Source organism: Aetokthonos hydrillicola CCALA 1050 (genome assembly GCF_017591665.1).
GTDB lineage: Bacteria > Cyanobacteriota > Cyanobacteriia > Cyanobacteriales > Nostocaceae > Aetokthonos > Aetokthonos hydrillicola.
Window position 1 is genome coordinate 15,572 of sequence record NZ_JAAKGC010000006.1, and the last position, 25,957, is coordinate 41,528.

Consider the following 25,957-nt stretch of genomic DNA (forward strand, 5'->3'; position numbering starts at 1 on the left):
GTTCAATCTGAATTGAACCATATTTTAGTCACTTTGAACCATATTTTGTTATCTAAGTTCACTATAAGTCGGTGGTTATGCCGTCGAATTTTTCGATTTTTGGTTTTTAAAACTTTAGGAACTATTATAATGCATATTTAGAACACGCGGTCACGATTTGATGCAAAACTTACTCATCCGTTTTGGCTAGAACCCTTGAAATAGCGTTAACTTTTGGTCAGGGTATGATTCAAAATTTGGTCATTCGGGGGGTAAAAGCACACTTCATTTTTAAGCCAAAATAGGCTATAGTCAGGCAAACAACTGAGGTGGTAATCATTGCCGCAAAAACCCGCCAAAGTTTTTTACTTTGCTTCAGCATTGTGTAGCTGCTATTAGATGAAATAAGTAGTTGGGCAGGAGAGTCAACTATTACTAAACACGAATCTAAGAATGCAGATGCTTTTTGCAAAACCTCATTTGCTTCCATTTTTGGCGGTAGGCGATACCATGCTTGAGTTTGGGGGTCAAACACTGTCACAGCAGCGATAGAGTGAATATTGAGTGCTGTGGAGTAAACAGTCATCGAAGCTGGTATATTTTCTTTGGAGTTTAATCCAAAATAGGGAGTTTCAAAATCGTCATCATCATTTAGAGTTCTAGCTATAGGTTGTGATGGAATGACGTAGGACTTCTGTTTTGACAAACTATTCAAGTCAGAGAGAACCTCTGTCGCTGATTGATAGCGTCGCTTAATTGGTTTTTGCAGTAACTTGCATATAATCTGCTCTAAAGATGGATTGATTGGTTTAGTCAAATATGACCTCCACGCCCAAATATCTTCGCCGCAATCATAGAGATCAAAGGGTGGGATTTGTGTCAGTAAGTGTAAACAAGTCACACCCAGACTGTATAAGTCACTAGCAAATACAGCTTTCCCTTTAATCTGCTCTGGTGAAGCATACTCAGCGCTACCAATTAAAGTTCCGGTTGTGGGTGCGATCGCGCTCGGTGCGTACTTAGCAGATCCAAAATCTACTAAAACAAGTTGGAGATCGCTTCTGCGGCGAACAATATTAGCAGGTTTAATGTCACGGTGAATCACCTGATGCTCATGAACAAACTGTAATACAGGCAGTACCATCTCAAGTAGCTGACAAATTTCATCTTCATTGAATGATCCTGCTTCTGCCAATTCCTGTTCTAAAGTTTGCCCATCAATCCATTCTTGAACTAAGTACTGCTGTCCATCTTCCTCGAAAAAGTCCAATAATTCAGGAATTTGGGGATGCTTACCGAGTTCTTTTAATAGCAACGATTCTTGACGAAAAAGCTCAGAAGCTTTCAAGTAATGATCAACATTGTGGCGTTCTGGAAAGAACTGTTTAATAACGCAAAACTGCGGTTTTGAATACCTAAAAAGACTGCCATTTCTTGTTTGAAGTTGCTGTTTGTGTTCAACAGCAAGAAATGTTTTACCAAAACCACCTTGCCCAAGAGGTTTAAGGACACGGTAACGATTATTTAACATAGAATCGGACTGGCTGAGGAAGGGAGAGCTACTGTTATCTAGGTGCTGAGAAGAATAGTCATACATAAAAACTAATTGTAAGAACGCTCCCTTGATCTGCATTCCAGGGAACGTAGCCTGTAAATGAACTTAGATTTAGTCTGCTAAAACTAACTACAAGCCCTATCTGTAAAAAGAATGGGTTGGCATTTAGTAACAGCTATAGTCTTGGCATAGAAATATTTTTACATTTAAAGTACATTATGAAACTGTTTTTTTCAAAAAATCAAGATATATTTTTATGTTTATTATGTATATACTTGCTCTTATATATCTTTAAATAAGAGAAGCTTTCACTGTGTTTATAAACAATTTATATATATCCTATAAACAAATATTTAATGTATAATTTTGGAGAACTCACTGGTCGCCTCTAGGGATAAGGGGTAATGGGAACTGGGGATGAGTTATAAAGCAATACAGGTACACGAAATGCGAATATTGCACCATTAGGAACACGATTTTCTGCCCAAATTTGACCACCATGTGCTTCAATAATCTGACGAGTCAAGTACAGTCCTAAACCTGAGCCTTTTGCTTGGCGATCGCTGTGTCCCTGATAAAATCGCTCAAACAAATGTGGTAGTTCTTCAAGAGTAATGCCTGCTCCAGAATCTATGACTCTGATATTTTGGTATGATGAATTAGATTCCAGCATAACCTCAACTTTGCTACCGCGTGGAGAATGATTAATAGCATTAATTAAGAGATTTGCAAAAACTCGTTGTATCTGAAAAGCATCACCATAAACCCAAAGAAACTTACGAAAGTCTGATTCACCGTAGTTGAATGAAATGTAAACCCGACGACTTTCCGCAAGTTCGGTTAAAGTTGCTGCAACTTCCTGTGCGATCGCAGCCAGATCGATAGGTGCTAACTGTAGCTTTAGCCCTTCTATATCGTTACGATAGACATCCAGAAGTGTTTCCACCATCTGCAAGCTCGTCTGATGACTGCGAATCATTGTAGCTAAAACTTTTTTCTGCGTAGGAAGAACAGAGCCAAAATTCTCTTGCTCAAACGCTCGTATTGTTTCAATAGCGCCCAATAGAGGAGTTTTTAAGTCATGGGTTAGAGTCGAAGCAAAGTCTTCTCGGACAGTAGCCAACTTCTGTTGTGCTTCAAGTTTTGCCTCTTGTTGCAATAGTGCTACTTGATATAAACGGTTACGATAGCTGAGAAAGTCTGTCACAGTCAGTGCCAAAACTGCAATTGCTCGACTCGCAATTGTGGGAAATCCTACAGGATATATCCCTGGAACCCAAATGTTCATCATCGTTAAAATACAAGCAGCTAAAGTTAGTTTTTGTGCTGATGCTCGACTTAGACGAGCATTTGCTAGCAGAATCGGACCAATATAAAGATAGCCAAACACATAGTCCGGTGGAGTCAAAATTTCCAACAATGCTATAGTTATGAACATTCCCCCAATTGTCCAGAACGTGCTTATATGTGGTTTATCTGTATGAGAAAGAAGCTTAAGAGGAAACATCTGGAGAATAAATGAACTGTAACCTTATTTATCTAAACTAACAAATTATTCAAAAATGAATTTATTCTTTGAATAAAATATACAGGTTATAGCTATAAACAAAATTTATAAACGGTTTTGGTTTGAAATAAACAAGATATATATACCTTTCGTTTATCAAGTTTAATAAAAAACTATATCTTGAATTCGATAGAAAAAATATGATTTTTTCGAAAAAATGTTACATAATAAAAAGTGTAGAAATTTGGTTGTTATGTACAAACTAAATCAAGCCAAAAAATATACATACTTTCAAAACATCATTAAATAAAACTCCTGAAAAACAGGACTTCCCTTAGTTTTGTCCAGTACAGAACCTACATGTATTTTCTATTCAAATATGAGTTCCTCTAAATCCTCATCTCTAACAACACCTTATTCTCCATCTAAAGGGGAAGTACACTCGTCAAGGACGGTGAATACGAGCGGTCTTTACTCAAGAGCGATCCGCGAGTCTTTCGTTAAGCTTGACCCTCGGATTATGGTTAGAAACCCAGTCATGTTCGTGGTTTGGGTAGGTACGATCATCACTGCTATTACAGCCATTACACCCAATATTTTTGGCACAACGCCTGGAAAGGATCAACATTTTTACAATTTTCTAATTACTGTGATTTTGTTTTTCACTATTGTGTTTGCTAACTTTGCCGAAGCGGTTGCAGAAGGTAGAGGTAAAGCGCAAGCTGATGCACTGAGAGCCACTAGGTCAGACACCACAGCTCGTAGACTTTCACCTGATGGTTCAGTGCAATCGATAAGTTCTACTAACCTACGCAGGGGAGATCTGGTAAAAGTCATTGCTGGTGATATTATTCCGGCTGATGGAGAAGTCATTAGCGGGATAGCTTCAGTAGATGAATCTGCTATTACTGGTGAATCAGCCCCAGTCTTAAAGGAACCAGGTACAGATATTTCCAGTTCCGTAACTGGTGGTACACGTATTCTCTCTGACGAATTGACTATCCGTGTAACGGCTGATCCAGGTCAAGGCTTTATTGATCGGATGATTGCTTTGGTAGAGGGAGCAGAACGGACGAAAACTCCAAATGAAATTGCTCTGACGGTGTTACTTGCAGGACTCACGTTGATATTTTTGGTCGTGGTAACTATACTGCCATTGATGGCTAATTATCGAGGTAATCCAGTCAGTATTGCTACTTTAATTTCTTTACTAGTGGCATTGATTCCTACCACTATTGGTGGATTGCTGAGTGCTATCGGGATTGCGGGTATGGATCGGGTAGCTCAGTTTAATGTGATAGCAACTTCAGGTAGGGCTGTTGAAGCGTGTGGAGATGTCAATACTCTAATTTTAGATAAAACAGGGACGATCACCCTTGGTAACCGCTTAGCTGAAGAGTTTATAGCCATTAATGGTCACACTCAAGAGCAATTGGCTGAAGTCGCTTTGGCTGCTAGTATTTTTGACCAAACCCCGGAAGGCAAATCAATCGTCGGCTTAGCAAATCGCTTAGGAGCAAAGGTAGATTTTGACGAAAGTCAAGCGGAAGGAGTTGAGTTTACAGCTAAAACTCGTATGAGTGGGACAAACTTGCCGAATGGTGTGGAGGTGCGTAAAGGCGCAGTTGATGCTGTTAAAGGATTTGTGCGATCGCGCGGTGGTTACCTCAGTCCCGAACTTGATAAAGCTTACGAACGGGTTTCACGTTTGGGTGGTACACCACTAGCGGTATGCAAAGACGGAGAGATGTACGGCATTATATATCTTAAAGATATCGTCAAACCAGGTATCAAAGAACGATTTGACCAGATGCGCCGCATGGGTATCCGCACTATTATGCTCACAGGAGATAATAGAATTACCGCCTCTGTCATTGCTGAAGAAGCTGGTGTTGATGATTTCATTGCCGAAGCCACACCAGAAGACAAAATGAGAGTGATTCAAGCCGAACAAGCAGAAAATAAAATAGTTGCAATGACGGGGGATGGTACTAACGATGCTCCAGCTTTAGCTCAAGCAAACGTGGGTGTAGCAATGAACTCGGGTACTCAAGCAGCCAAAGAAGCAGCGAACATGGTAGATTTAGATTCCGATCCGACAAAGCTGATCGATATCGTCACGATTGGTAAGCAATTACTGATTACACGAGGTGCGTTGACTACGTTTTCAATAGCTAATGATATTTCCAAATACTTTGCAATTATTCCTGCTATCTTTGCTGCTGCTGGACTGAGTAGCTTAAACATTATGGCTTTGACAAGTCCGCAATCTGCGGTTCTTTCAGCTTTGATCTTTAATGCTCTTATTATCCCTGCCTTGATTCCATTAGCACTTAAAGGCGTGAAGTTTAGACCTTTGACAGCAGATCAACTATTACAACGCAACGTCTACATCTATGGAGTTGGCGGTATTATTGCTCCATTTATTGGGATCAAAATTATTGACGTGATCATTTCCGCTATTGGCTTAGCATAATCTGTGATTGAAATTTAGGAGGTGTTTAATTTATGAAGAAACAGAACTTAGTTGATGAGACACTAACTCAACTAAAGGATTTTACAGCAATGTTTGAATCTGAAGGGAAGCTGCGGTCTGTTCCGTTAAAACTCTTTATTGCACTATGCTTAAACCTGATAGTTGCTCCTGCTGTTTTGGCTGCTTCAGGCGGAGCAATTTCGCGAGTGAATGCTTATGCAATCGGGTTATTAGGACTCGTAACGGTAGGACTAGCGATTTATCTAATGATGGTGATGTTACAACCAGAACGCTTTTAAAGAACGAGCCACAATACAGAATTCTGAATTCAGAATAATTAGATAACTCTATCCATAAATAATTCTTAAGCTCCTTCTGACTCCTGACTCCTGACTTCTGAATTCTTTTATTAATTCATCAATTAAGTTAAACGAAACCATGAACGATCTTATTTTTATTGGTCTGATTTTAATCACTTTTCTCAGTCTTTTTCCCTTAATTAAAGCTCTTGAATGGTTTTAAGGAATAAATTTTTATGATATTGAACATTTTGCAAATAGTGATCATTTTGTTGATCATCGGGTTTGGTTTGGTCGTACCAATAGGTAAATATTTAGTCGGGATTTTTACCGATGAAAGGGACACGTTGCTAGAGCGATATACTTATCGCTTCCTGGGAATCAATTCTCGAGAGCAAATGACTTGGCAACGTTATAGCCAAGCTTTGGTACTCTCCAACTTAGTTATGGCACTTTTAGGGTATGGATTGCTCCGGCTCCAAACCTTTTTGCCTCTCAACCCAGATAAAATGTCTGCTGTTTCTCCGGATCTTGCCTATAACACAACAATTTCATTTATCACTAATACTAACTGGCAGTCTTATGGAGGAGAGACGACGCTTTCCTATTTCAGCCAGACGGCAATGATCCAATTTATGATGTTTACCTCAGCAGCAACAGGCTTAGCTACAGGAGTAGCAGTCATCCGAGGATTAAGTCAAAATGGTGTTAACAATCTGGGTAACTTTTGGGTGGACTTAACCCGAAGTATATACCGTTTATTTTTACCCCTTAGCTTCGTTCTAGCGCTGGTTTTTGTATGGCAAGGAATGCCTCAGACTTTAGCTCCCGCAGCTCAAGCCACCACTTTAGAAGGCGCAACTCAAATCATTGCTCGTGGTCCGGTTGCTAGCTTAGAATCAATTAAGCACCTTGGTACTAATGGTGGTGGGTTTTTTAATACAAACGCCGCTCACCCATTTGAGAACCCCACACCCTTAACCAATACCTTACATATCCTATCGATGTTGCTGATTGTTCCAGCACTTACATATGCTTTTGGGACGATGATCAGACGACGACGTCAAGGCTGGGTATTCTTTGGAGTATTTACAGCTTTGTTTATTGGATTTTTACTGATTGTATTTCCATCTGAGCAAGCAGGTAATCCCTTGTTAACTAAAGCGGGTGTGGATCAAACTTTGAGTACATTGCAAAGCGGTGGCAACTTTGAAGGGAAGGAAGTTAGATTTGGCATTGCCCAAACCAGCTTATTTGTCACCACTACAACAGCTGCTACGACTGGAAGTGTCAACGCAATGCATGATAGTCTCACACCAATGGGTGGCTTTGCTGCTTTGAGTGAAATGCTTCTTAACGTTGTTTTCGGCGGTAAAGGCGTGGGGCTGATTAACCTGATTCAATACGCAATTATCACAGTCTTTCTTGTCGGGTTAATGGTAGGTCGCACTCCAGAGTTTTTAAGTAAGAAAATTGAAGCTAGAGAAGTCAAACTTGCATCTGTGTCGCTACTGGCTCACCCCTTTACAATTCTATTCTTCACTGGATTAGCTTTAGTTTGGCCAAACGCATTAGCTAGTTTAAATAACCCTGATGCCCACGGATTTACTGAGCTACTATATGCCTACGCTTCCGCAACAGCCAATAACGGTTCTGCTTTTGCTGGGCTGAATGCCAATACTCCCTTCTATAACACCTCCCTTGGGTTAGCTATATTTTTAGGCCGTTACTTGAGTCCTTTGCTACCACTGTTGGCGGTTGCTGGTTCCTTAGCTGCCAAACCCAAAGTTCCTGCTACTTCTGGGACTATGTCCACTGATAATGTATTCTTTGGGGTGTTGTTACTAGCATCGATTTTAATTGTTGGTGGATTGACTTTCTTCCCAGCTTTAGCTCTTGGTCCCATAGCAGAGCATTTTCAGCTAGCGGCGGGTAAAACTTTTTAACAAGAATTCAGGAGCCAGGAGCCAGAATTCAGAATAAATCAGTAGAAGATTCAAACTTACCTATTCATCTACGAGATATACAGCAATTCCAACTCCTGAATTCTGACTCCTATATTCTGACTCCTGAATTCTGAATTCTGACTTCTATATTCATTAATCCTTCTACTTTTATGACAGTTCAGTCTCGTTCACCTTTAATTAGCTTATTAATACCAGCAATCACTACTGCTATCTGGTTTATTATCCTGTGTGGTATAGTATACCCTTTGCTGACAACAGCAGTTGCAAACGTTATCTTCCCTTACCAAGCCCAAGGGAGTTTAATCGCTGTTAATGGTAAGGTCATTGGTTCGGAACTTATTGGTCAGAACTTCACGGATCCTAAATACTTTCATCCCCGTCCTAGTGCTACTACCAAAACTGGTACTACTGACAAAGCAGAGCCTTATAATGCTGCTCAAAGTGTTGCTAGCAATTATGGTCCCACTAACAAAAAATTAATTGATGGCGTTAAAAATGCAGTCACTGCTTACCGAAAGGAAAATGGCTTAGGTGCAGATACACTAGTACCTGTTGATGCAGTCACGGCTTCTGCTTCTGGACTTGACCCTGATATTTCCATCGCTAATGCTAACTTACAAGCGCCTCGCGTCGCTAAAGCCCGCAATATCCCAGTTACAGAAGTTCAAAAGTTGATCAGCAAAAATACTATATTGCGCCAATTGGGAATTTTGGGAGAACCTCGGGTAAACGTCCTCAGACTTAATTTGTCGCTAGATAATTTCAAGTAGAGGTGCACTCCTAATGGTTGTGTGCCGACTTGAATAAATTTCTTCCTCACCACACCCCACACCCTGCATTTCTGATTTGTGAGAAATGCGGGTTAAAAAATATAAAAGGCAAAGAAGGGATTGCCTGCCCTTTACTCTGAGTATTTGTACTATCCTATCAAGACATTATTAAGATATAAAAACTTATAGACACTTAATGACTTTTTAGTTATAAAGTTTTCAATAATCGATTTGTTGAGCAAGATCTTGTTTGGGAAGCAAAATTACCTGCAAGGTATTGTTCAATACCGTCATGATTTGAGCTAGAGGTATTTGATATGAGGCAGGATTTAGCCCAACGCCTGCGAGAAGGAACCAAACACGCCCATACTATCCACGAAAACACCGCATTTATAAAGTATTATTTAAAGCCATCTTGCTGGCGGCGATAGCGTTAGCGAAGCGGTAGCGAGTCTTCTCCCAAGGGGAGAAGCGCAGATCGCTCAAGGGGCAATGCGCTTTGCGCAATCGCCACCCCTTATAAATGTCGCTATTTATTTTTTCTGCATTAAACCACACTGCTCATCTGGACAAGAACCTGTACGATAGTACAGCATTTAGGAGAACACCCACCCATGCAACAGCTGCTGCCCACAGTTCAGTTTGATCGTCAATTACTCCAAAAGTATGATCGCCCTGTACCGCGCTACACCAGTTATCCACCTGCAACTGAGTTGAAGCCAGAGTTTAATGTCATTGATTTTAGAGCTGGGATTGCGGTTAGCAACTACAAAAAAACGCCCCTGTCGCTCTATTGTCATATTCCGTTTTGTGATACTCCTTGTTACTTCTGCGGTTGCAATACAGTAATTACGCAGCGTAGAGAATTTGCTGAAACATATTTGGGCTATCTGATTCGGCATATTCAGCAGATGGCTCAATTGATTGATCAACAACGTACTGTCCAGCAAATGCACTGGGGCGGTGGGACACCGAATTACTTGTCCCTTAGTCAGATCGAAACGCTGTGGGCAGCTATTCAAGAGCATTTTCGCTTTGATCCCAATGCTGAAATTTCAATTGAAGTTAATCCTAAATCATTGGATCGGAATTATCTTTTTGCCCTGAGAGATCTCGGTTTTAACCGCATCAGTTTTGGCATTCAAGATTTTGATTTGAACGTGCAGGAAGCTGTAAATCGGGTGCAGCCAGAATCAATGTTATTTGATGTCATGGAGTGGACTCGTGATGCAGGTTTTGAGAGTGTGAATGTAGATTTGATCTACGGACTGCCGTTTCAAACGCTGGAAACGTTCCGAAAAACAATTCGTAAAACCATTCAACTCAACCCTGATCGCATTGCCAAATTTAATTTTGCCTATGTCCCTTGGATGAAACCCGTGCAGCGACGAATTCCTGAGCAGGCACTACCCTCACCTGCTGAAAAGTTGAGCATTGTGCAAATGGCGATCGAGGAATTAACCGAACATGGTTATCAGTACATTGGTATGGATCATTTTGCTAAACCCAATGACGAGTTAGCGATCGCGCAAAGAGAAGGACAGCTTCACCGGAACTTCCAGGGATATACGACTAAGCCAGAATCCGATTTGATCGGTTTTGGGGTGACTTCAATTAGTATGCTAAATGATGTGTATGTACAAAATCATAAGCGTCTGAAAGACTTTTATCAGGTGGTTGATGCAAATGAACTGCCGATAGAACGAGGCGTTACCTTAGATCAGGATGACATCATTCGACGCACAGTGATTATGGAGTTAATGTGTCAATTCCAGCTTTCACCTGATGATATTGAACAAAAATATCACCTCGGCTTTGATCTGGATTTTGACACATATTTTGCTCATGAACAATTTCAACTACGCTTATTGGAAGCAGATGGATTGGTCAAGCTTTCTCGTAATCACATCAAAGTTACACCCGCTGGACGGTTACTGATCCGAAATATTGCATCGACGTTTGATGCCTATCTCAGGCGAAACACAAAATCTAGCTTCTCAAGAGCAGTCTAATGACAAGAATTCAGGAGTCAGAATTCAGGAGTCAGGAGTCAGGAGTCAGGAGTCAGAAGTTAGAATAAAGGTGCATCGTGGCTGGCGGATAAACACAGGGGTTTCAATTATAAATATACGTACTTTGTCTTCACAGGTTTTGGAGTAAAATCCTGATTCATTCTGAATCCTGAATTCTGACTCCTGACTTCTTCATCATCATCTCTCCCTCACAACTATATATATCGCCGTTAGAAAGCAGGAAGGCAACTAATGCGTATCTTGATGATTCAACCTAATTATCACTCTGGTGGTGCAGAAATTGCTGGAAATTGGCCAGCTAGTTGGGTTCCTTATGTTGGTGGAGCTTTGAAAACCGCAGGCTTTACCGAGATCCGTTTTGTTGATGCAATGACTAAATACATTGCTGATGCAGAACTGGCGGAGATTATTCGCGAGTATCAACCCGATGTGGTGCTGGCAACAGCAATTACACCGATGATTTATCAGTCACAACGTACATTGCAACTGGTGAAACAGGTGTGCCCGAATGCAAAAACTATTATGGGTGGTGTGCATCCAACCTATATGTATCGGGAAGTACTCAACGAAGCACCCTGGACTGACTATATCATTAGGGGAGAGGGAGAGGAGATTACGGTTAATTTGGTGCGGGCGATCGCCAACGGCACAGATGAAAAAGACCGACGGGAAATTTTGGGCATTGCGTTCTTAGAAGATGGTAAGGTGGTAGCGACGCCTGCTCACCCACCGATCAAAGACTTAAATACCCTCACTCCAGATTGGAGCCTGCTAGACTGGGACCATTATATTTACACGCCACTTAATACAAGAGTTGCTGTTCCTAACTATTCACGGGGATGTCCTTTCCGTTGTCGCTTCTGTTGTCAGTGGAAATTCTGGCGCAAGTATCGTTCGCGTTCTCCGAAAAATTTTGTGGATGAAATTGAACTTTTGGTAAAAGAACACAAAATTGGCTTTTTCATCCTGGCAGACGAAGAACCGACAATTAACAAATCTCGGTTTGTGGCATTGTGTAATGAGTTAGTTGACCGCAATCTTGGTGTTCACTGGGGTATTAATACACGAGTTACTGATATTCTTCGGGATGAGCAAGAACTACCCCTCTATCGTCGAGCGGGTTTAGTACACGTATCATTAGGAACTGAAGCAGCTGCTCAATTAAACCTCAATTTGTTCCGCAAAGAAACGACTATTGCAGACAACAAGCGAGCCGTTCAACTCCTCCGCCAAAACGGGATTTTAGCAGAAGTCCAGTTTATTATGGGCTTACCTAATGAAACCCCAGAAACGGTTAACGAAAGCTACCGCATGGCGCGAGATTGGAAGGCAGACATGACCAACTGGAACATGTACACGCCTTGGCCTTTTTCTGAACTTTTCCAAGATTTAGCTGATAAAGTTGAAATTCGAGATTATTCTCACTACAACTTTGTTACGCCGATTATCAAGCCAGACAACATGACACGGGAAGAAGTTCTTAAAGGAGTACTTCGCAATTATGCCCGCTTTTATTCTTGGAAATTTCTGGAATACTGGTTTGAGAAAGATCCCTTCAAGCGTCGGTATTTGTTAGGATGTCTCTGGGCGTTTGTTAAAACAACGCTGAATAAACGTTTTTACAACCTGCAACGAGTCAAACAGAAAGGGCTGCACACTGAGATTGAGTTTGGTTTTGATGAATCTAGAATTCTTAGTGCCGAACAAATGGCTCAGATTAAAGGCGATCGCCCCGCAGATGTCAACTTTGTAGGAACAGTTTCGGCTTGCGGTGGGCCAAGTGATCTGCCAGAATGTGATACTCACCCAACCATGCCACAGAAACTTAATGAGATAATTCAGGTTGCTGTTGTTGAAGATGATGAGCAAACCCGGATTAACTTGCGAGTAAATCTGCGAGCCCAGGATGGTATTGAAGTTGCAAGTGAAGCGACTAATGCACAAACAGGTTTGGTGCTTCTAGAATCTATTGACGTGGATGTTGCCGTTATTGATGCGTCACTGCCGGATATGGATCTAGCAAAGTTTATTCGCATGGCACGCAAAGTACAGGCAAATTCCTACGTCACTCACTCTAGAATCCTGGTTTTATTGACGCCTGAGCAGCGATCGCTCCTTACTGATGCAGTTGCCGCAGGAGCCGATGGCTTTTGTTTAAAAGATGCACCCATTGAACAACTAGCAGAAGCTGTACGAAGTACGTATCGAAATGGAGCGTATGAAGATCCGCATCTGACTAGCCTAGTCGAGTCAGTTCCAACTGCCTGGTAGTGATGTCAGTGATCAGTTATCAGTTATCAGGAAGAGCCGCTGGTACTGAAAAAATCCGCGAGGGTTCATCGATGGGGGTTAACTGATAACTGTTTACTGATCACTGTGAACCAATTATTTATTTTTTTGTGTGGTTGAGGATTTATTTAATGACTGCAAATAACTTGTTAACAGAACCCAAAGAGCCGTCACTGAATTGGATACCTGTGATTTTCTTTGGTAGTGTACATCTACTAGCATTACTAGCCCCTTGGTTTTTCTCTTGGTCTGCTTTGGGCATTACTTTATTACTGCACTGGCTGTTTGGTAGTATTGGTATTTGTTTAGGATACCATCGGCTCTTAAGCCATCGTGGTTTTCAAGTTCCCAAATGGTTAGAGTATGCGATCGCCTTGATTGGTGCTTTAGCTCTTCAAGGTGGACCTATTTTTTGGGTTGCTGGACATCGCCTTCACCACGCCCATACAGAAGATGAACAAAAAGATCCCTACTCCGCTCGCCGAGGATTTTGGTGGAGCCATATGTTGTGGCTGTTCTATCCTCATGCAGAATTCTTTGATTATGAGCAATACAAGCGGTTTGCACCGGATCTCGTCCGTGATCCCTTTTATGTCTGGCTGAATCGCTACTTTTTACTGCTGCAAATTCCTTTAGGGCTATTGCTTTATGCGATCGGTGGTTGGTCGTTTGTTATTTGGGGTATGTTCGTCAGATCAGTTTTACTGTGGCATAGCACCTGGTTTATTAATTCTATCACTCACATGTGGGGTTACCGCACCTTTGAAACAAACGATAACTCTCGCAACCTATGGTGGGCAGCCATTCTCACCTATGGTGAAGGCTGGCACAATAACCATCACGCCTATCCCAATGTGGCAAAGGCTGGCTGGTACTGGTGGGAACTTGATATAACCTGGTGGGCGATCTGGCTACTCAAGCAGACAGGTTTAGCGCGTAAAGTTGTTATGCCTCCAGAACAAGCCTTTGAAAACAGGGGTTGAATCAGTCTCGTCGGAGTATATTTAATCTCACTTTTTCTCGTCGTAATTCCTCGGTCTTTTTAAGCCGGGGAATTTGTCTTATATAATCAGTTAGCAGTCGCCAACAAGTAGTTTTTATGAAAAATGTGTCCATGGAATTTCCAGACAGCGTTTTTTCTGCTCTCAGAAAAGCTCCTGATGAATTTGCTCAAGAAATGAGGATAGCTGCTGCTGTGAAATGGTACGAAATCGGGGAAATATCTCAAGGGAAAGCCGCAGAAATTGCTGGTTTAAATAGGGCAGAATTTATTAATATTCTTTCTCGATATAAGGTTTCTCCATTTCAGTACACCAATCAAGAATTAGCGGAAGAAATAGCCAATATAGATGAATAAAGTTGTGATTAATACTTCCCCTCTAATTGTTCTGCTAAAAAGTCAGCTTGACTACTTGCTACCACAACTATTCACTGAAATTCTCGTTCCTTCTGGTGTTTGGGATGAAATTGTCGAAGCGGGAAAAACTGATAAAGCATCGAGACAATTACCTCTTGCTTCTTGGGGGAAACGAGTTACCCTGACCAGTGTCTCATCTTTAATTCTATCTTGGGGATTAGATCGTGGAGAATCTGAAGTTCTCAGCTTTGCTCTAGAAAATACTGATTATCGGGCAATTATTGATGATGCTGCTGCTAGACGAGTAGCTAAAACCTTAAACATTCCATTCATGGGAACTTTAGGAATGCTTGTCTTGGCAAAGAAACGAGGTTTAATTCCTGAAATTTCAGAGCCAATTCAAGCTATACAAGATGCTGGCTTATGGCTGTCTGATGATTTAATCCAGTTCGTTAAACAGCAAGCAGAAGAATAAAGCTCGGAATTGGCTTTGACACTTGCTATCAAAAATAGCATCAGATCAAAGATCTGATCGCATTAAGACTGACGGTTCTAAACGCGATCGCACCAATCAGCACGACTAAGCCTAGCCCTCTACGAAAATAATTAACGCCTTGAAATAATTCCAGCCACGCCCAAGTAAATATAGAGCCAAAAGCAATTACGTCTAACGCTGTACTGATTGCATCTGCTCTAAAAACTAGTCTGAGTAAACTAGCGGCTAACCAAAGGATGAGCGGTGGGTTTGGCGGCTGGGCTATAACAATTTCGCCGTTACTGTCGCGGAATATTTTATCAAATAATGTATTTTCCATAACTTTAAATTGCTAATCATACCAAAAAACTACTACTCGCATTAAAACATTTACGATGATCTGTCATCATGCACCATTGTGCTGATATCAGACGGAGTACACCCAATTGAATAATCACAAAACAAAGTGCCGCGTCTAACAGACTACGGCAAAGAAAGAATTTTCGAATGACAGACTGTACAAAGTATGCGAACTTAGGTTGGCATTACTTCTGGGTACTCGTCAGTGTAGTCCTCCAAAACTGTTTTGCGGACTTTCTCTGAGCGTTGATGGGCTATCTCTGATTCCAAATCTTGCACAATATCCCAAGCTGCAGCACATTCTTTAGAATAAGGACCAGTTTGAGCGCAGATAGCACGAGCTTCTTTAATTGCATCCTGAAGCCTGTTTTCTAGCACGACTGTGCCGGGTTGCTCAATGAACTTACTCTTAGTAACAATATCGGTTATAGAAATTATACCTAATAGTTCTCCTTGAATAACAGGTGCTCTGAGCAGATTATAGTCAGCAAACAACCGCGCTACATATTCCAAACCTAAATCGGGATTGACCACGATACAAGGCTTGGTCATTATCTCATAGACATGCACTTGATTGGGGTCTTTCCCAAAAGCAATTACTTTGTAAACAATATCAGTTTCAGTGATCATGCCGTAAGCATCTTGGTCATGGTGGCGATCTACAATTAGCGCTCGCCAATCTCTTGCCTTCATCAGCTTAACAGCCTCAGCCACGGTTGCTGAGCTGCGAATGGTGGCAACATCTTTAGTCATGATGTCAGCTGCTTTTAACATAGGTCTACCTCCTCAAGAATTTCTAAGAAGTGAAACTAATAATATAGCGGTAATTTCAATGGTTACAGCCCCCAATCGTAATTAACCAAATTTAATAAATTCGCGTCCTTTCAGCAGTGGTTTTTCTCCTTGTAAAAGCTGCTCCAGCACTGAGCGGATCTGGGTTGCTGATGGTGGACATCCTGGTAAATAAATGTCAACTGATACTAGTGCATGAACAGGTCGCACCCGATCCACCAAAGGTGGTACAATACCAGGCTCGTGGGGAATTGTTGGGTTGAGATCGCCACCTTCAAGGTAAGAACGCTCAAGGACTGGTTTAGCGCTGCCTAAAGGATTGCGTAAAGCAGTAACATTCCCAGTTACAGCACAGTCTCCGAAAGAGACAAGAATTTGCGATCGCTCTCTCACTATCTTGATCATTTCCAGATGCTCTTCGTTGGCGATCGCACCCTCAACCAACACCAAATCCACGTGCTGGGGATATTCCTTAAAATCAGCAAAGGGACTATAAACCAAATCCACTTTTGCAGCTAGATCAAACAGCCATTCATCCAAATCAAGAAAGGACATATGACAGCCAGAACAGCCGCCTAACCAAACTGTTGCTAATTTTAAACGATCCATTGCTTTTTCTCCCGTGCTGTGATAATGAATTCAAGTTTAGATCGGTCATGTTTCATTTCACCCACACTCGAACCCTGGTGAAAAATAGCACCTGTTGGACAAGCATTAACACACTTGCCACAAGAAGTACAAGATTGCGACGTTCCCCACGGCTGATTCAAGTCAGTAATAACAAACGAATTTGATCCCCTACCTGCCATATCCCACGTATGCGCGCCTTCAATCTCGTCACAAACACGGATGCACCGGGTGCAAAGAACACAACGATTGTGGTCAACACCAAAACGCTCATGAGAAGCATCGACCTTGCGGTTAGGAAACTGGTATTCTAAACGCACATGATCCATACCCATTTCAATACCAAGGTTTTGCAACTCACAATTGCCATTTGCCACACAGACTGAGCAAACGTGATTGCCTTCAGCAAACAGCATTTCTACAATCATGCGCCGATATTGCTGAAGGCGTTCAGAGTTCGTACGAACTTCCATACCCTCAGTAACTTTCGTGACACAAGCCGCTTGCAGTTTAGGACTACCAGCAACTTCTACTAAACAAAGCCGACAAGCACCAACATCTGAAACGCCCTCTAAATGACACAATGTTGGGATATGAATTTTTGCATCCTTTGCTGCTTCAAGTATAGTCTGCTCCTCGTAGGCGCTGACCAATTGTTCGTTGATTGTTAAAGTTTTTACTGTCATTGTCGCCTCAGTGAGAAATAAAAAGGAGTCAGGAGACAGAATTCAGGAGTCAGAATACAGTGAACAGTTATCAGTTATCACTTAAACACTGATAACCGACAACTGAATAATGGGAAAAGGTTTTAACCAGCATTTATTCTGACTTCTGTCTCCTGACTCCTGAATTCTGTTTGCTTAATTAACGCCAAATACTCGTCACGGAAATAGCGCAAAGTACTAAATACTGGATTAGGTGCCGACTGTCCCAAACCACACAAACTTGTATACTTCACCATATCACACAGTTCTTCTAGTAGTTTTAAGTCAGCAATAGATGCTTCACCAGAGTGAATCTTTGTCAATAAACTGTGCAATTGTACAGTACCGACTCGGCAAGGAATACACTTACCACAAGATTCATCCATGCAAAACTCCATGAAGAACCGAGCAACATCTACCATATTGGTACTGTGATCCATCACTATCATCCCGCCGGAACCCATCATAGAACCGAGGTTTGTCAGTGATTCGTAATCTACAGGAGTATCAAAAGCTGACGCTGGAATACAACCCCCAGAAGGACCACCAGTTTGTACTGCTTTGGCAGAACCGCCATCTGGTACACCGCCGCCCATTTCTTCTACAATCTGTTTCAGTGTAGTTCCCATGGGGACTTCTATCAACCCAGTGTTGCGAATTTTCCCTGCTAAAGCAAAAACTTTCGTACCTTTGCTCTTTTGCGTACCGATGCTGGCAAACCAGTCAGCACCTTTACGAATAATAGGTGAGATATTAGCAAAAGTTTCTACATTATTAATTAGAGTAGGATAACCCCATAAACCCGATTCAGCAGGATAAGGTGGACGTGGCTCAGGAGTACCGCGTTTTCCTTCTATAGAAGCCATTAATGCAGTTTCTTCCCCACAAACGTAAGCCCCTGCACCGATACGGATTTCAATCTTAAAATCGAAGGAAGACTCGAAAATCTTAAGACCTAATAAACCAAGGTGCTGTGCTTGACGAATCGCAATTTGGAGACGATTAATAGCAACAGGATATTCTGCCCTAACATAAATGTAGCCTTGGTTTGCTCCTACAGCATAAGCGGCGATCGCCATTCCTTCTAAAACGCGATGGGGATCACTTTCTAATACACTGCGATCCATAAATGCACCTGGATCTCCCTCATCGGCGTTGCAGATAACAAACTTACGTTCTCCTTTCGCCTTAGCGACTGTCGCCCATTTTAATCCTGTAGGATAACCTCCACCACCACGTCCCCGTAAACCACTACCGGTAATCGTCTCTACCACATCACTGGGTGTCATTTCCCGCAGAACATGGTAAAGAGCTTTATAACCATCTGCTGCAATATAAGATTGAATACGTTCTGGATCAACTTTGCCACTATTTTCCAGAACAATAGGCATCTGGTTAGTGAAAAATGGATGATTCAGATCAGCTTTTTTAATAGTTGTCGCTTCTCCATCGAGAGCAGCGACAATTGAGGAAGCATTTTCAGGAGTCACCTGCTCATATAGTACAGATCCGCTCTCTACAACAGAGCCTGGTTGTGTATCAACTTGTACTAATGGTCCTTGAGAGCACAAGCGCATACAGCCAACACCGGAAACCTCTACTTGATCATCTAAACCGGCTTTTGCGACAGCTGCTTCCAGATTTTTTTTAACGGTTTGTGAGTTCGTGGAAAGACAACCAGCCGCCATACAGCAACGAATCTGAACAGGTTTCTTTAAAAACCGTTCTTTTTGAGCAATTTCTTGTAATTCAGTCAGTTCCATGTTCCAGCCATCCTTGGACTTGCTTGCAAACCGATTCAGCAGTTTGATTCCCAGACACCTTACCATCAAAAACTACGGCAGGCGCAATACCACAAGCTCCCAGACACCGTGCAGTTAGTAGCGAAACTTGAGAATCTGGAGTTGTTTCACCAGGTCGAACCTTAACAGATTTCTCTAGATCTGTCAAAATTTCCTCAGCACCTTTTACATAACAAGCCGTACCTGTGCATACCACACAGGAATGAACTCCCTTGGGTGCAAGTGAAAATAAGTGGTAAAACGTTGCAACACCATAAACCTTGCTAGGTGGCAGTTTTAGGCTGTGGGCAATGTAAAGTAGTAAATCATTTTCTAAGTAGCCAAACAGCTCTTGAGCCTTATGGAGCATTTCAATAAGCGCATCTTGCTGATATTGATAACGCTTCATTGTTGCGTCCAGAATCTTAAAACGTTTATCACCGCTAGGATGAGAGAGCGGAGTCGAGGTTTTCATTTTTTCTTTATTGGGGGATTTTGTTTCCTAGATTCTGGATTGGTAAAAATTTCCAATCTCTATACTTTTATACACGAACAATTTGAGGAATTTGTGAGGAAGATCTCCAAAAACTCTGACAAACGGCGGAGTATCTGGTACTTCAGACACTGTTCCCTCAACTACCATTACTGGGAGTTGAGCCAAAAAAGATCTAGGGTCTCGATTGTGACTAGGAAAATACACTACTTCGGTTCTACCAAATTATATCAACAGGATACTGTATAATTTTATTATCCGCAGTTATTATTGGCATCTCTTCCAATTGACATTGAGCAATTTTGAGGGAGTTTGCAATGTATATTTTCTGGGCATGCAAAGCTGCTGTCCTCCCGCAATGCTGCCGTTGTGCTGTCGCCAAGCGCCGCACTGCCATAAATTCAAGGTGATTCACGGCTGCGCGATCGCGTACCCTACAGTCAATTTACATTTCTTCATATACACCGAAGTTTTGGTAAGCAGAATTTATCGTTTTCAGAAACTCTGGAAGATCAAACGGTTTACGAAGATAATAGGTAATACCCAAATGTGAGGCTAATTCCTCTAGGTTGTTATTGGAAGAAACCAGTATAACTGGCAGTTTGATTTTATGTAATTGCAGGTATCGATAGACTTCGGCTCCGGTCAATTCCGGCATTTGATAATCTAAAATTAATACATTTGGTCGCTCTTTTAATACCATTTCTATAGCTTCTCTGCCATTCTGTGCTTCAGTTACTTCCCAACCTTCGTGTTCTAGTATAAAAGTGATACAACGCCGATAGGTCGGTTCATCGTCTGCAATTATTACTTTATTTTTTGCTGAATTTTGAAGTGTCATAATTAATCCTATTGTGTTTCCTGGAAAACCGTTACGGTTCTCTAAGGACAGCTTGTTTATAATTTTGTTAAATGAATTAATTGCAAATAGATTTGTGATTGACTTAAACTCTAATTGATTCAATGTAGACAAATCAAATAAATAACTACTTTGGGTTTACTTACCAGTCTAAAACGTTAGCAATCTGACAAGGAAGTGCGACTGGAGCAAATGGTTTGAGGATAACACTAGCGATTTGATATCCTCTATATTAGTCATTGAATCTGCTTGACAAGTAGTCATATATCTTTGGTGCGATAGTCAAAATTTTTTTTCTACCATCGAGAGTAAAGATAAATTAGAAAAATAAAGAACTAATAAAGAAGTTAGAGTTCTTCACAAAATGTAAAAATTAGTCCTCCCAGCTAAGAATATCAGCTATTTCCTGAGAGACAGTCGTAGGGTCAAAAGGTTTAGTGATGACTCCGGTGATTCCCATGTGGGCAAACTTGAGCATTGCTAGGGTGAATATTAAAGTTAATATTTTGCTGCTTGGCGATCGCGTGTACTCCCTCTACAGCTTGCGCAATTAATTCATCTGCATTACAGGTGGTTTTTTCTAAGACCCATGCATGCGGCTGATAGAGCCATCCGTAGTTGCTCAGCATTCTCCTGAGCTAATTCTTCACTCAGTTGTTTAATCTTCTTTTTACTTTTGAGAAAATTGTTAGTCATCACTTTCCTCTTGCCATAGGCGACGAAAATTAAAAACTATGGCGCGAACTCCTTCTTTCTATGTGGCTCAGCACCCGTGTTATCAGTTGTGGCTCTAGCACTGGCTTGCTGATAAAATCATCAGCTCCTCTAGCAAAGGCTTGTTCAACAAACTGAGCATCAGAATGGGCTGTTACGACTAAAACAGGCAAATCTCCCCACTGAGCATCTTGGCGTACAACTTGACATAACTCTAACCCATTTACTATCGGCATTTCTAAATCTAGCAAAACTAAATTTGGCGATGTTGCTATTAATACGTCCCAAAAATGCTGTGGCTCAGATAAGGTCACTACTTTGAGTCCCCAAGGCGAAAGTAACTGCGATAATTCTGTGAGCATTACGGGGTCGTCATCAACTATTAATATTGTTGCTTGTGATAGTTTAACTTCAGGTAGGACACTAGCGATCGCTTGAAAAATTTGCTCAGTTGTCGAAGGCTTATGTAAAAATTTTCGTGCTCCTAAGCGTGATGCAGCCAATCTATCTGCAAGGCTATCTCGCACAGTGAAAACAATAATTGGCAGATTAGGGTAGCTTTCTACGAGTTCATGTAGCAGCGTTAATCCATCTTCTTGGTTACCGGGAAAGTTCAAATCCAGTAAAACTGCGTCAGGAGTAGCTAAGGCTAGGCGCGATCGCGCAGTCGTTAAATCAGGCGCGATTTTCATCTTTATTCCCCAAGCATCTGCTTTAGACAATAACTGATCCGTCATAGTCGCATCATCATCAATCACCAACACACGATGAGTCCGGCTTAGTGGCTCAGGTTCAGCAGTTATGGTAGCCAAAGGCTTTGTTAATACCTCTTGCAATTGGGTTATCAGTTGGGAAAATAGACTGATTTCATGATCTTTCTGGGTACGATTCTCTAGTAGCAAATGCTCTATTTCTCTTGCCAGTTTAGAACCTTCTGGATATCCAAACATTGCCATAGAACCTGACAATTTGTGTGCTTCATGCAATGCTTGCTGTTTTAACTTGGTATGTAAATCTCCTGCCAATAAAGCAGTTTTTGCTTGCTCTAGTATCTTTACTTGTTCACTAAAGGAATTACGGAATTTTTCTAGTACTCGATTAACAGAGTCTAAATTTTTGGAAGTCCCTTTTTTGTGAGTATCCTGTTGTTGAGAAGTCACTGTATGATTAGAAACAGGATCACCTGGGGCTGGCTTTAAGCGATAACCCATTCCATAGACAGTTTCTAGAATTTCTTGAGTAAGTCCCCCTGCTTTTAGTTTCTTGCGTAAGTCCTTAATATGTGTTGTTACTGCATTTTCTCCTGGTATATCATCAAATCGCCATAGATGATCTAAAATTGCCCGACGGCTAAAAATGCGATTAGGATTTTGCAAAAACAATTCTAGGAGTTTATATTCTGTGGCTGTGAGTGAAATTACCTGCTCGTCACAAGTCACGCTACCATAATTTAGGTCTAAAATAAGATTTCCCCAACTTAACTTGGATGATGCTATTACGCCACCTCGGCTTAACAAAGACCGAATTTTTGCTAGTAATATTTCTGGTTGATAAGGCTTAATAACATAATCATCCGCTCCAGCATCTAACCCCACTACAATGTCTGCCGTCGCATTTTTGGCGGTAAGCAACAAAATTGGTTTACAGTAGCCGTGCGATCGCAGTTCCCGACACAAGGTGATACCATCCAGCTTCGGAATGAGCCAGTCCAGCAAAATTAAATCAAATTCTGCTGACATCGCTAGATTTAAACCAGTTTCACCATCGTTAGCTGAGTCAACCGTGTAATGATTTGCCCTTAGCAGATCGGCCAGTGCTGTACTAATTAAGATGTCATCTTCTACTAATAAAATTTTCATGAGTAATACTCTGGAAGATGCTTATCAGACATTTACTATATCTCGGATTATCTTCCAGCCACTCTTGCTCGTTTTTAATCCACATAGATCGTTACATTTTCTAGTAGGATCGTTTGCCAAGTTTGTGTATACTTAAAATAAAGTGGCAATCTCTGCTCTATGATGGCAATAAAGTCTTTTTGTTAAGCAGTAGAAAGAATTATACCCCGACATTCTCCAAAACCTATCCTGACATAACCCTCTTTCTCACAGTAGGCGTGAAAGATAATTTCATCACCATCACATAGGAAAGACCGCATTTCATGAGTCGGGAGTTCGACTAAATAAGTACCACGCTGGGTAATCTCCAGTAGACAACCAAGGGAGCTTTTTTGAACACCAGAAATGGTTCCAGTAGCAAGCAAATCACCAGGACGGAGGTTACAGCCATTACTTGTGTGATGGGTGAGCATTTGCGCCACTGTCCAATACATCTGCTTGAAAGAACCACGGCTTAAGCAAAATGGTTCCATACCTTTTGCACGCATCAGGGTTGAACGTATAAACACTTCAACTATGATGTCAAAGCCACCTAATTCAGTGTTTAATCTTGAACAGAGATAAGGTAGTGGCAAAGGATCGTCTTGGGTACGTTTAAAAGCAGGACAACGGAACGGTGCCAAAGCCTCTAAAGTTACAACCCAAGGCGAGATAGTCGTGGCAAAGCTTTTGGCTAAAAATGGACCCAGAGGCTGGTATTCCCAAGCTTGAATATCCCGTGCTGACCAGTCATTAACCAAGCACAGTCCAAAAATATGTTCTTCAGCATTATCTATAGAAATAGGCTCTCCTAACTCATTCCCAACACCAATGAACAATCCGACTTCTAGTTCGTAATCTAGCATTTGAGTTGGTTCAAAAATAGGCGCTGACACTTCAGGTTTTTTGATCTGACCCTTGGGTCGCCTAATAGGAGTATCACTAGGCACAATTGAAGAAGCACGTCCGTGGTAAGCAATAGGAAGATACTTGTAGTTATCAAGGATAGGTTTGTCCGGGCGAAATAGTTTTCCTACATTGAGAGCGTGAAAAATTGAAGCGTAAAAATCAGTGTAATCACCAATATTAGCAGGTAATATAAGTTGAGCACGAGACATGGGAAACAGCATTTCTTGTGCTGAAGCTGGTGGATGTTCGTCCCATTGCAGAAGCTGGCTCAAGTGATGACGCAAGATTGACACAACTTCATTCCCCATAGCCATCAGTTGATTTAAGTCGGATTGTGCACAAGCTGATTGAAGTTGTGCTGGAAGTTCTTGCAATAGTCCAGCTTGGTAACAAAGATACAAATTGAGAATTTGGTCGCCAATAGCAACTCCAATACACGGTGTTTCAGTAGTACCGTGAGAGCGAAAAACCCCAAATGGTAAGTTCTGAATCGGGAAATCACTATGAGGCTGATTCGCCGATTCTACCCAACTGCGCAAATCTGGATTATGGGTGGTATTGATGTGGTAACTCATAAGAGCATTTTGAGATTGTGTATTCTGACTCCTGAATTGTGTCTCCTGACTCCTTTTTATTACATAATTTATTTTTTGCAAATCGTAAGTTCTTACCTAAGGTAGTTTGATTTTTGGGCAACTTATATCTTCAGGTGTACTTATTCACGATATTTTCTGAATATCGTAGTTGATAAAAGATACTAAATCCAGCATATAAACTAAGAAGTAAATCAACAATAAAGCTAAAAAAATTAACATATAATCTTATTCAAAGATTTTGTTTAAAACCTCGTCCATCAGGGACGAGACAGGAGGTGAATTCAGTTATCAGTTAGCAGTTATCAGCGTTCAACTGATAACTGATAACTGATAATGCGGGTAGTGTATTCTGACTCCTGACTCCTGACTCCTGACTTCTGACTCCTGAATTCTCTTTTATTCCCTGTTCATAATATTTTCTCTGGGTGGGAGGAACCCAAATGAATGATTTTTGCCCTATAAAGTGCTTCGACCACCTAGAGTTCTATGTTGGTAATGCTAAGCAGGCAGCACTATTTTATTCTAAACTTTTTGGATTTACTAATATCGCATATCGAGGTTTAGAAACTGGTAGTCGGCAAGTTACATCCTATGTGATGCGACAAGGTAATATTTGCTTTGTGTTGAGTACAGCGTTGAATCCAGATCACTGCATCTCACAAAGTGTGCTGAAGCACGGTGATGGGGTTGGTGTAATTGCCTTGGAAGTGCCAGACGCCGTTATCGCCTACAAAGAGACAACCAAGCGGGGTGCTGTGGGTGCTATTCCTCCAACTGAAGAAGAAGAGGGATCCGGAGTGTTGCGCTACTCTGCTATACATGGCTATGGTGATACACTGATCAAATTTGTAGATCGCAGCGATTACTTTGGGGTGTTTGCTCCTAGCTTTGAGCCTCTACACCACGCTGACACGAGCAAATTTGTACGATTACATACGATTGACCATGTGGTTGGAAACGTTGAATTGGGGGCAATGGAAAAGTGGGTGCAGTTTTTTGCCAACACTATGGGTTTTAAGCTCTTAGTACATTTTGATAAACAGGCAATTTCCACAGAATATTCAGCATTGATGTCTAAAGTAATGCAGGATGGTACGGGAAAAATTAAATTGCCAATTAATGAGCCAGCTGAAGCTAGACGTAAGTCACAAATTGAAGAGTACTTAGAATATAACAATGGTCCTGGGGTACAACATATAGCCTGCGCAACCAATAACATTATCGATACAGTAGTCCAGATGAGAGCAGCTGGCGTCAAGTTTTTACACGTACCAAAAACATATTACGATAACTTAGAACAGCGGGTAGGAAAAATTGATGCGCCTATCGAGCGACTGGCAGAGTTAGGCATCCTAGTGGATAGGGATGAAGATGGATATTTGCTCCAGATTTTCACCGAACTGTTACAAGATCGACCAACACTTTTCTTGGAGGTAATTGAGCGGCATGGAGCGCAGAGTTTTGGTGAAGGTAATTTCAAATCCTTGTTTGAGGCAATTGAGCGCGAGCAGGCACTGCGAGGAAATTTGTAGCCCAAG

Annotated in this window: 22 protein-coding genes and 1 pseudogene; 11 read left to right on the forward strand and 12 right to left on the reverse strand. The window is 41.4% G+C overall.

Annotation, left to right across the window (positions count from 1 at the left end; translation table 11 throughout):
• Positions 1-229 precede the first annotated feature (229 nt).
• A complete protein-coding gene (locus tag G4P69_RS04505) occupies positions 230-1,576 on the reverse strand; it encodes a serine/threonine-protein kinase (protein ID WP_208340510.1) in 1,347 nt (448 codons plus the stop codon).
• 346 nt (positions 1,577-1,922) lie between these two features.
• Positions 1,923-3,041: a sensor histidine kinase gene (locus G4P69_RS04510; RefSeq protein ID WP_208340511.1), complete on the reverse strand. Its 1,119-nt coding sequence runs from the start codon at positions 3,039-3,041 to the stop codon at positions 1,923-1,925.
• Positions 3,042-3,420: 379 nt separating this feature from the next.
• Here G4P69_RS04510 and kdpB point away from each other — a divergent pair, with 379 nt between their 5' ends.
• The 10 genes and pseudogenes from kdpB (at position 3,421) to G4P69_RS04555 (ending at position 14,707) form a co-directional block, all read left to right on the forward strand.
• Positions 3,421-5,517, forward strand: a complete 2,097-nt coding sequence (gene kdpB, locus G4P69_RS04515) for a potassium-transporting ATPase subunit KdpB (RefSeq protein WP_208340512.1) — start codon at positions 3,421-3,423, stop codon at positions 5,515-5,517.
• A 32-nt stretch (positions 5,518-5,549) separates the two neighbouring features.
• Positions 5,550-5,816, forward strand: coding sequence for a K(+)-transporting ATPase subunit F (gene kdpF / locus G4P69_RS04520; protein WP_208340513.1), 267 nt, complete (start codon positions 5,550-5,552; stop codon positions 5,814-5,816).
• Between the two features lie 236 nt (positions 5,817-6,052).
• Positions 6,053-7,762 (forward strand): potassium-transporting ATPase subunit KdpA, encoded by a 1,710-nt coding sequence (kdpA, locus tag G4P69_RS04525; RefSeq protein ID WP_208340514.1) that lies wholly within the window; start codon positions 6,053-6,055, stop codon positions 7,760-7,762.
• Between the two features lie 170 nt (positions 7,763-7,932).
• Positions 7,933-8,553 (forward strand): K(+)-transporting ATPase subunit C, encoded by a 621-nt coding sequence (gene kdpC, locus G4P69_RS04530; RefSeq protein WP_208340515.1) that lies wholly within the window; start codon positions 7,933-7,935, stop codon positions 8,551-8,553.
• A gap of 614 nt (positions 8,554-9,167) precedes the next feature.
• Positions 9,168-10,565: an oxygen-independent coproporphyrinogen III oxidase gene (hemN, locus tag G4P69_RS04535; RefSeq protein ID WP_208340516.1), complete on the forward strand. Its 1,398-nt coding sequence runs from the start codon at positions 9,168-9,170 to the stop codon at positions 10,563-10,565.
• A 252-nt stretch (positions 10,566-10,817) separates the two neighbouring features.
• Positions 10,818-12,386: pseudogene (bchE, locus tag G4P69_RS04540) on the forward strand (magnesium-protoporphyrin IX monomethyl ester anaerobic oxidative cyclase); the annotation flags it as partial.
• A gap of 12 nt (positions 12,387-12,398) precedes the next feature.
• Positions 12,399-12,857 carry a response regulator gene (locus tag G4P69_RS39005; RefSeq protein ID WP_243902276.1) on the forward strand — a complete coding sequence of 153 codons (459 nt, stop codon included), beginning with the start codon at positions 12,399-12,401 and terminating at the stop codon, positions 12,855-12,857.
• A gap of 149 nt (positions 12,858-13,006) precedes the next feature.
• Positions 13,007-13,858 (forward strand): acyl-CoA desaturase, encoded by an 852-nt coding sequence (locus G4P69_RS04545; protein WP_208340518.1) that lies wholly within the window; start codon positions 13,007-13,009, stop codon positions 13,856-13,858.
• A 116-nt stretch (positions 13,859-13,974) separates the two neighbouring features.
• Positions 13,975-14,232, forward strand: coding sequence for a UPF0175 family protein (locus tag G4P69_RS04550; RefSeq protein ID WP_208340519.1), 258 nt, complete (start codon positions 13,975-13,977; stop codon positions 14,230-14,232).
• Positions 14,225-14,707: a DUF3368 domain-containing protein gene (locus tag G4P69_RS04555; protein WP_208340520.1), complete on the forward strand. Its 483-nt coding sequence runs from the start codon at positions 14,225-14,227 to the stop codon at positions 14,705-14,707. Before G4P69_RS04550 ends, G4P69_RS04555 begins: the two co-directional genes overlap by 8 nt.
• A 40-nt stretch (positions 14,708-14,747) precedes the next feature.
• Here the strand turns inward: G4P69_RS04555 and G4P69_RS04560 are convergent, their stop codons facing one another.
• The 10 genes from G4P69_RS04560 to fahA all read right to left on the reverse strand — a co-directional run bounded on the left by G4P69_RS04560 (position 14,748) and on the right by fahA (position 24,398).
• Positions 14,748-15,047: a hypothetical protein gene (locus tag G4P69_RS04560; protein WP_208340521.1), complete on the reverse strand. Its 300-nt coding sequence runs from the start codon at positions 15,045-15,047 to the stop codon at positions 14,748-14,750.
• A 194-nt stretch (positions 15,048-15,241) separates the two neighbouring features.
• Entirely contained in the window at positions 15,242-15,841 is a 600-nt protein-coding gene (locus tag G4P69_RS04565) for a CBS domain-containing protein (protein WP_208340522.1), read from the reverse strand.
• A gap of 81 nt (positions 15,842-15,922) precedes the next feature.
• Entirely contained in the window at positions 15,923-16,468 is a 546-nt protein-coding gene (locus G4P69_RS04570; RefSeq protein WP_208340523.1) for an NADH-quinone oxidoreductase subunit B family protein, read from the reverse strand.
• Positions 16,456-17,172 (reverse strand): bidirectional hydrogenase complex protein HoxU, encoded by a 717-nt coding sequence (hoxU, locus tag G4P69_RS04575; RefSeq protein ID WP_208340524.1) that lies wholly within the window; start codon positions 17,170-17,172, stop codon positions 16,456-16,458. The genes G4P69_RS04570 and hoxU overlap by 13 nt, the downstream gene beginning before the upstream one ends.
• A 122-nt stretch (positions 17,173-17,294) precedes the next feature.
• Positions 17,295-18,953: a NuoF family protein gene (locus G4P69_RS04580; protein WP_208340525.1), complete on the reverse strand. Its 1,659-nt coding sequence runs from the start codon at positions 18,951-18,953 to the stop codon at positions 17,295-17,297.
• The gene (gene hoxE, locus G4P69_RS04585) at positions 18,940-19,446 is read right to left on the reverse strand and encodes a bidirectional hydrogenase complex protein HoxE (protein WP_208340526.1); all 507 of its coding nucleotides are present in this window, start codon (positions 19,444-19,446) and stop codon (positions 18,940-18,942) included. The genes G4P69_RS04580 and hoxE overlap by 14 nt, the downstream gene beginning before the upstream one ends.
• Before the next feature lie 463 nt (positions 19,447-19,909).
• A complete protein-coding gene (locus tag G4P69_RS04590) occupies positions 19,910-20,305 on the reverse strand; it encodes a response regulator (protein WP_208340527.1) in 396 nt (131 codons plus the stop codon).
• Positions 20,306-20,757: 452 nt separating this feature from the next.
• Positions 20,758-20,952, reverse strand: coding sequence for a hypothetical protein (locus G4P69_RS04595; RefSeq protein WP_208340528.1), 195 nt, complete (start codon positions 20,950-20,952; stop codon positions 20,758-20,760).
• Between the two features lie 96 nt (positions 20,953-21,048).
• Positions 21,049-22,896 carry a response regulator gene (locus tag G4P69_RS04600; protein ID WP_208340529.1) on the reverse strand — a complete coding sequence of 616 codons (1,848 nt, stop codon included), beginning with the start codon at positions 22,894-22,896 and terminating at the stop codon, positions 21,049-21,051.
• A gap of 182 nt (positions 22,897-23,078) precedes the next feature.
• Complete coding sequence (gene fahA, locus G4P69_RS04605) at positions 23,079-24,398, reverse strand: fumarylacetoacetase (RefSeq protein ID WP_208340530.1); 1,320 nt, start codon at positions 24,396-24,398, stop codon at positions 23,079-23,081.
• 461 nt (positions 24,399-24,859) lie between these two features.
• On the opposite strand from fahA, the gene hppD reads away from it, so the two are divergent.
• Positions 24,860-25,951 (forward strand): 4-hydroxyphenylpyruvate dioxygenase, encoded by a 1,092-nt coding sequence (hppD, locus tag G4P69_RS04610; RefSeq protein WP_208340531.1) that lies wholly within the window; start codon positions 24,860-24,862, stop codon positions 25,949-25,951.
• The last annotated feature ends 6 nt before the right edge of the window (positions 25,952-25,957 follow it).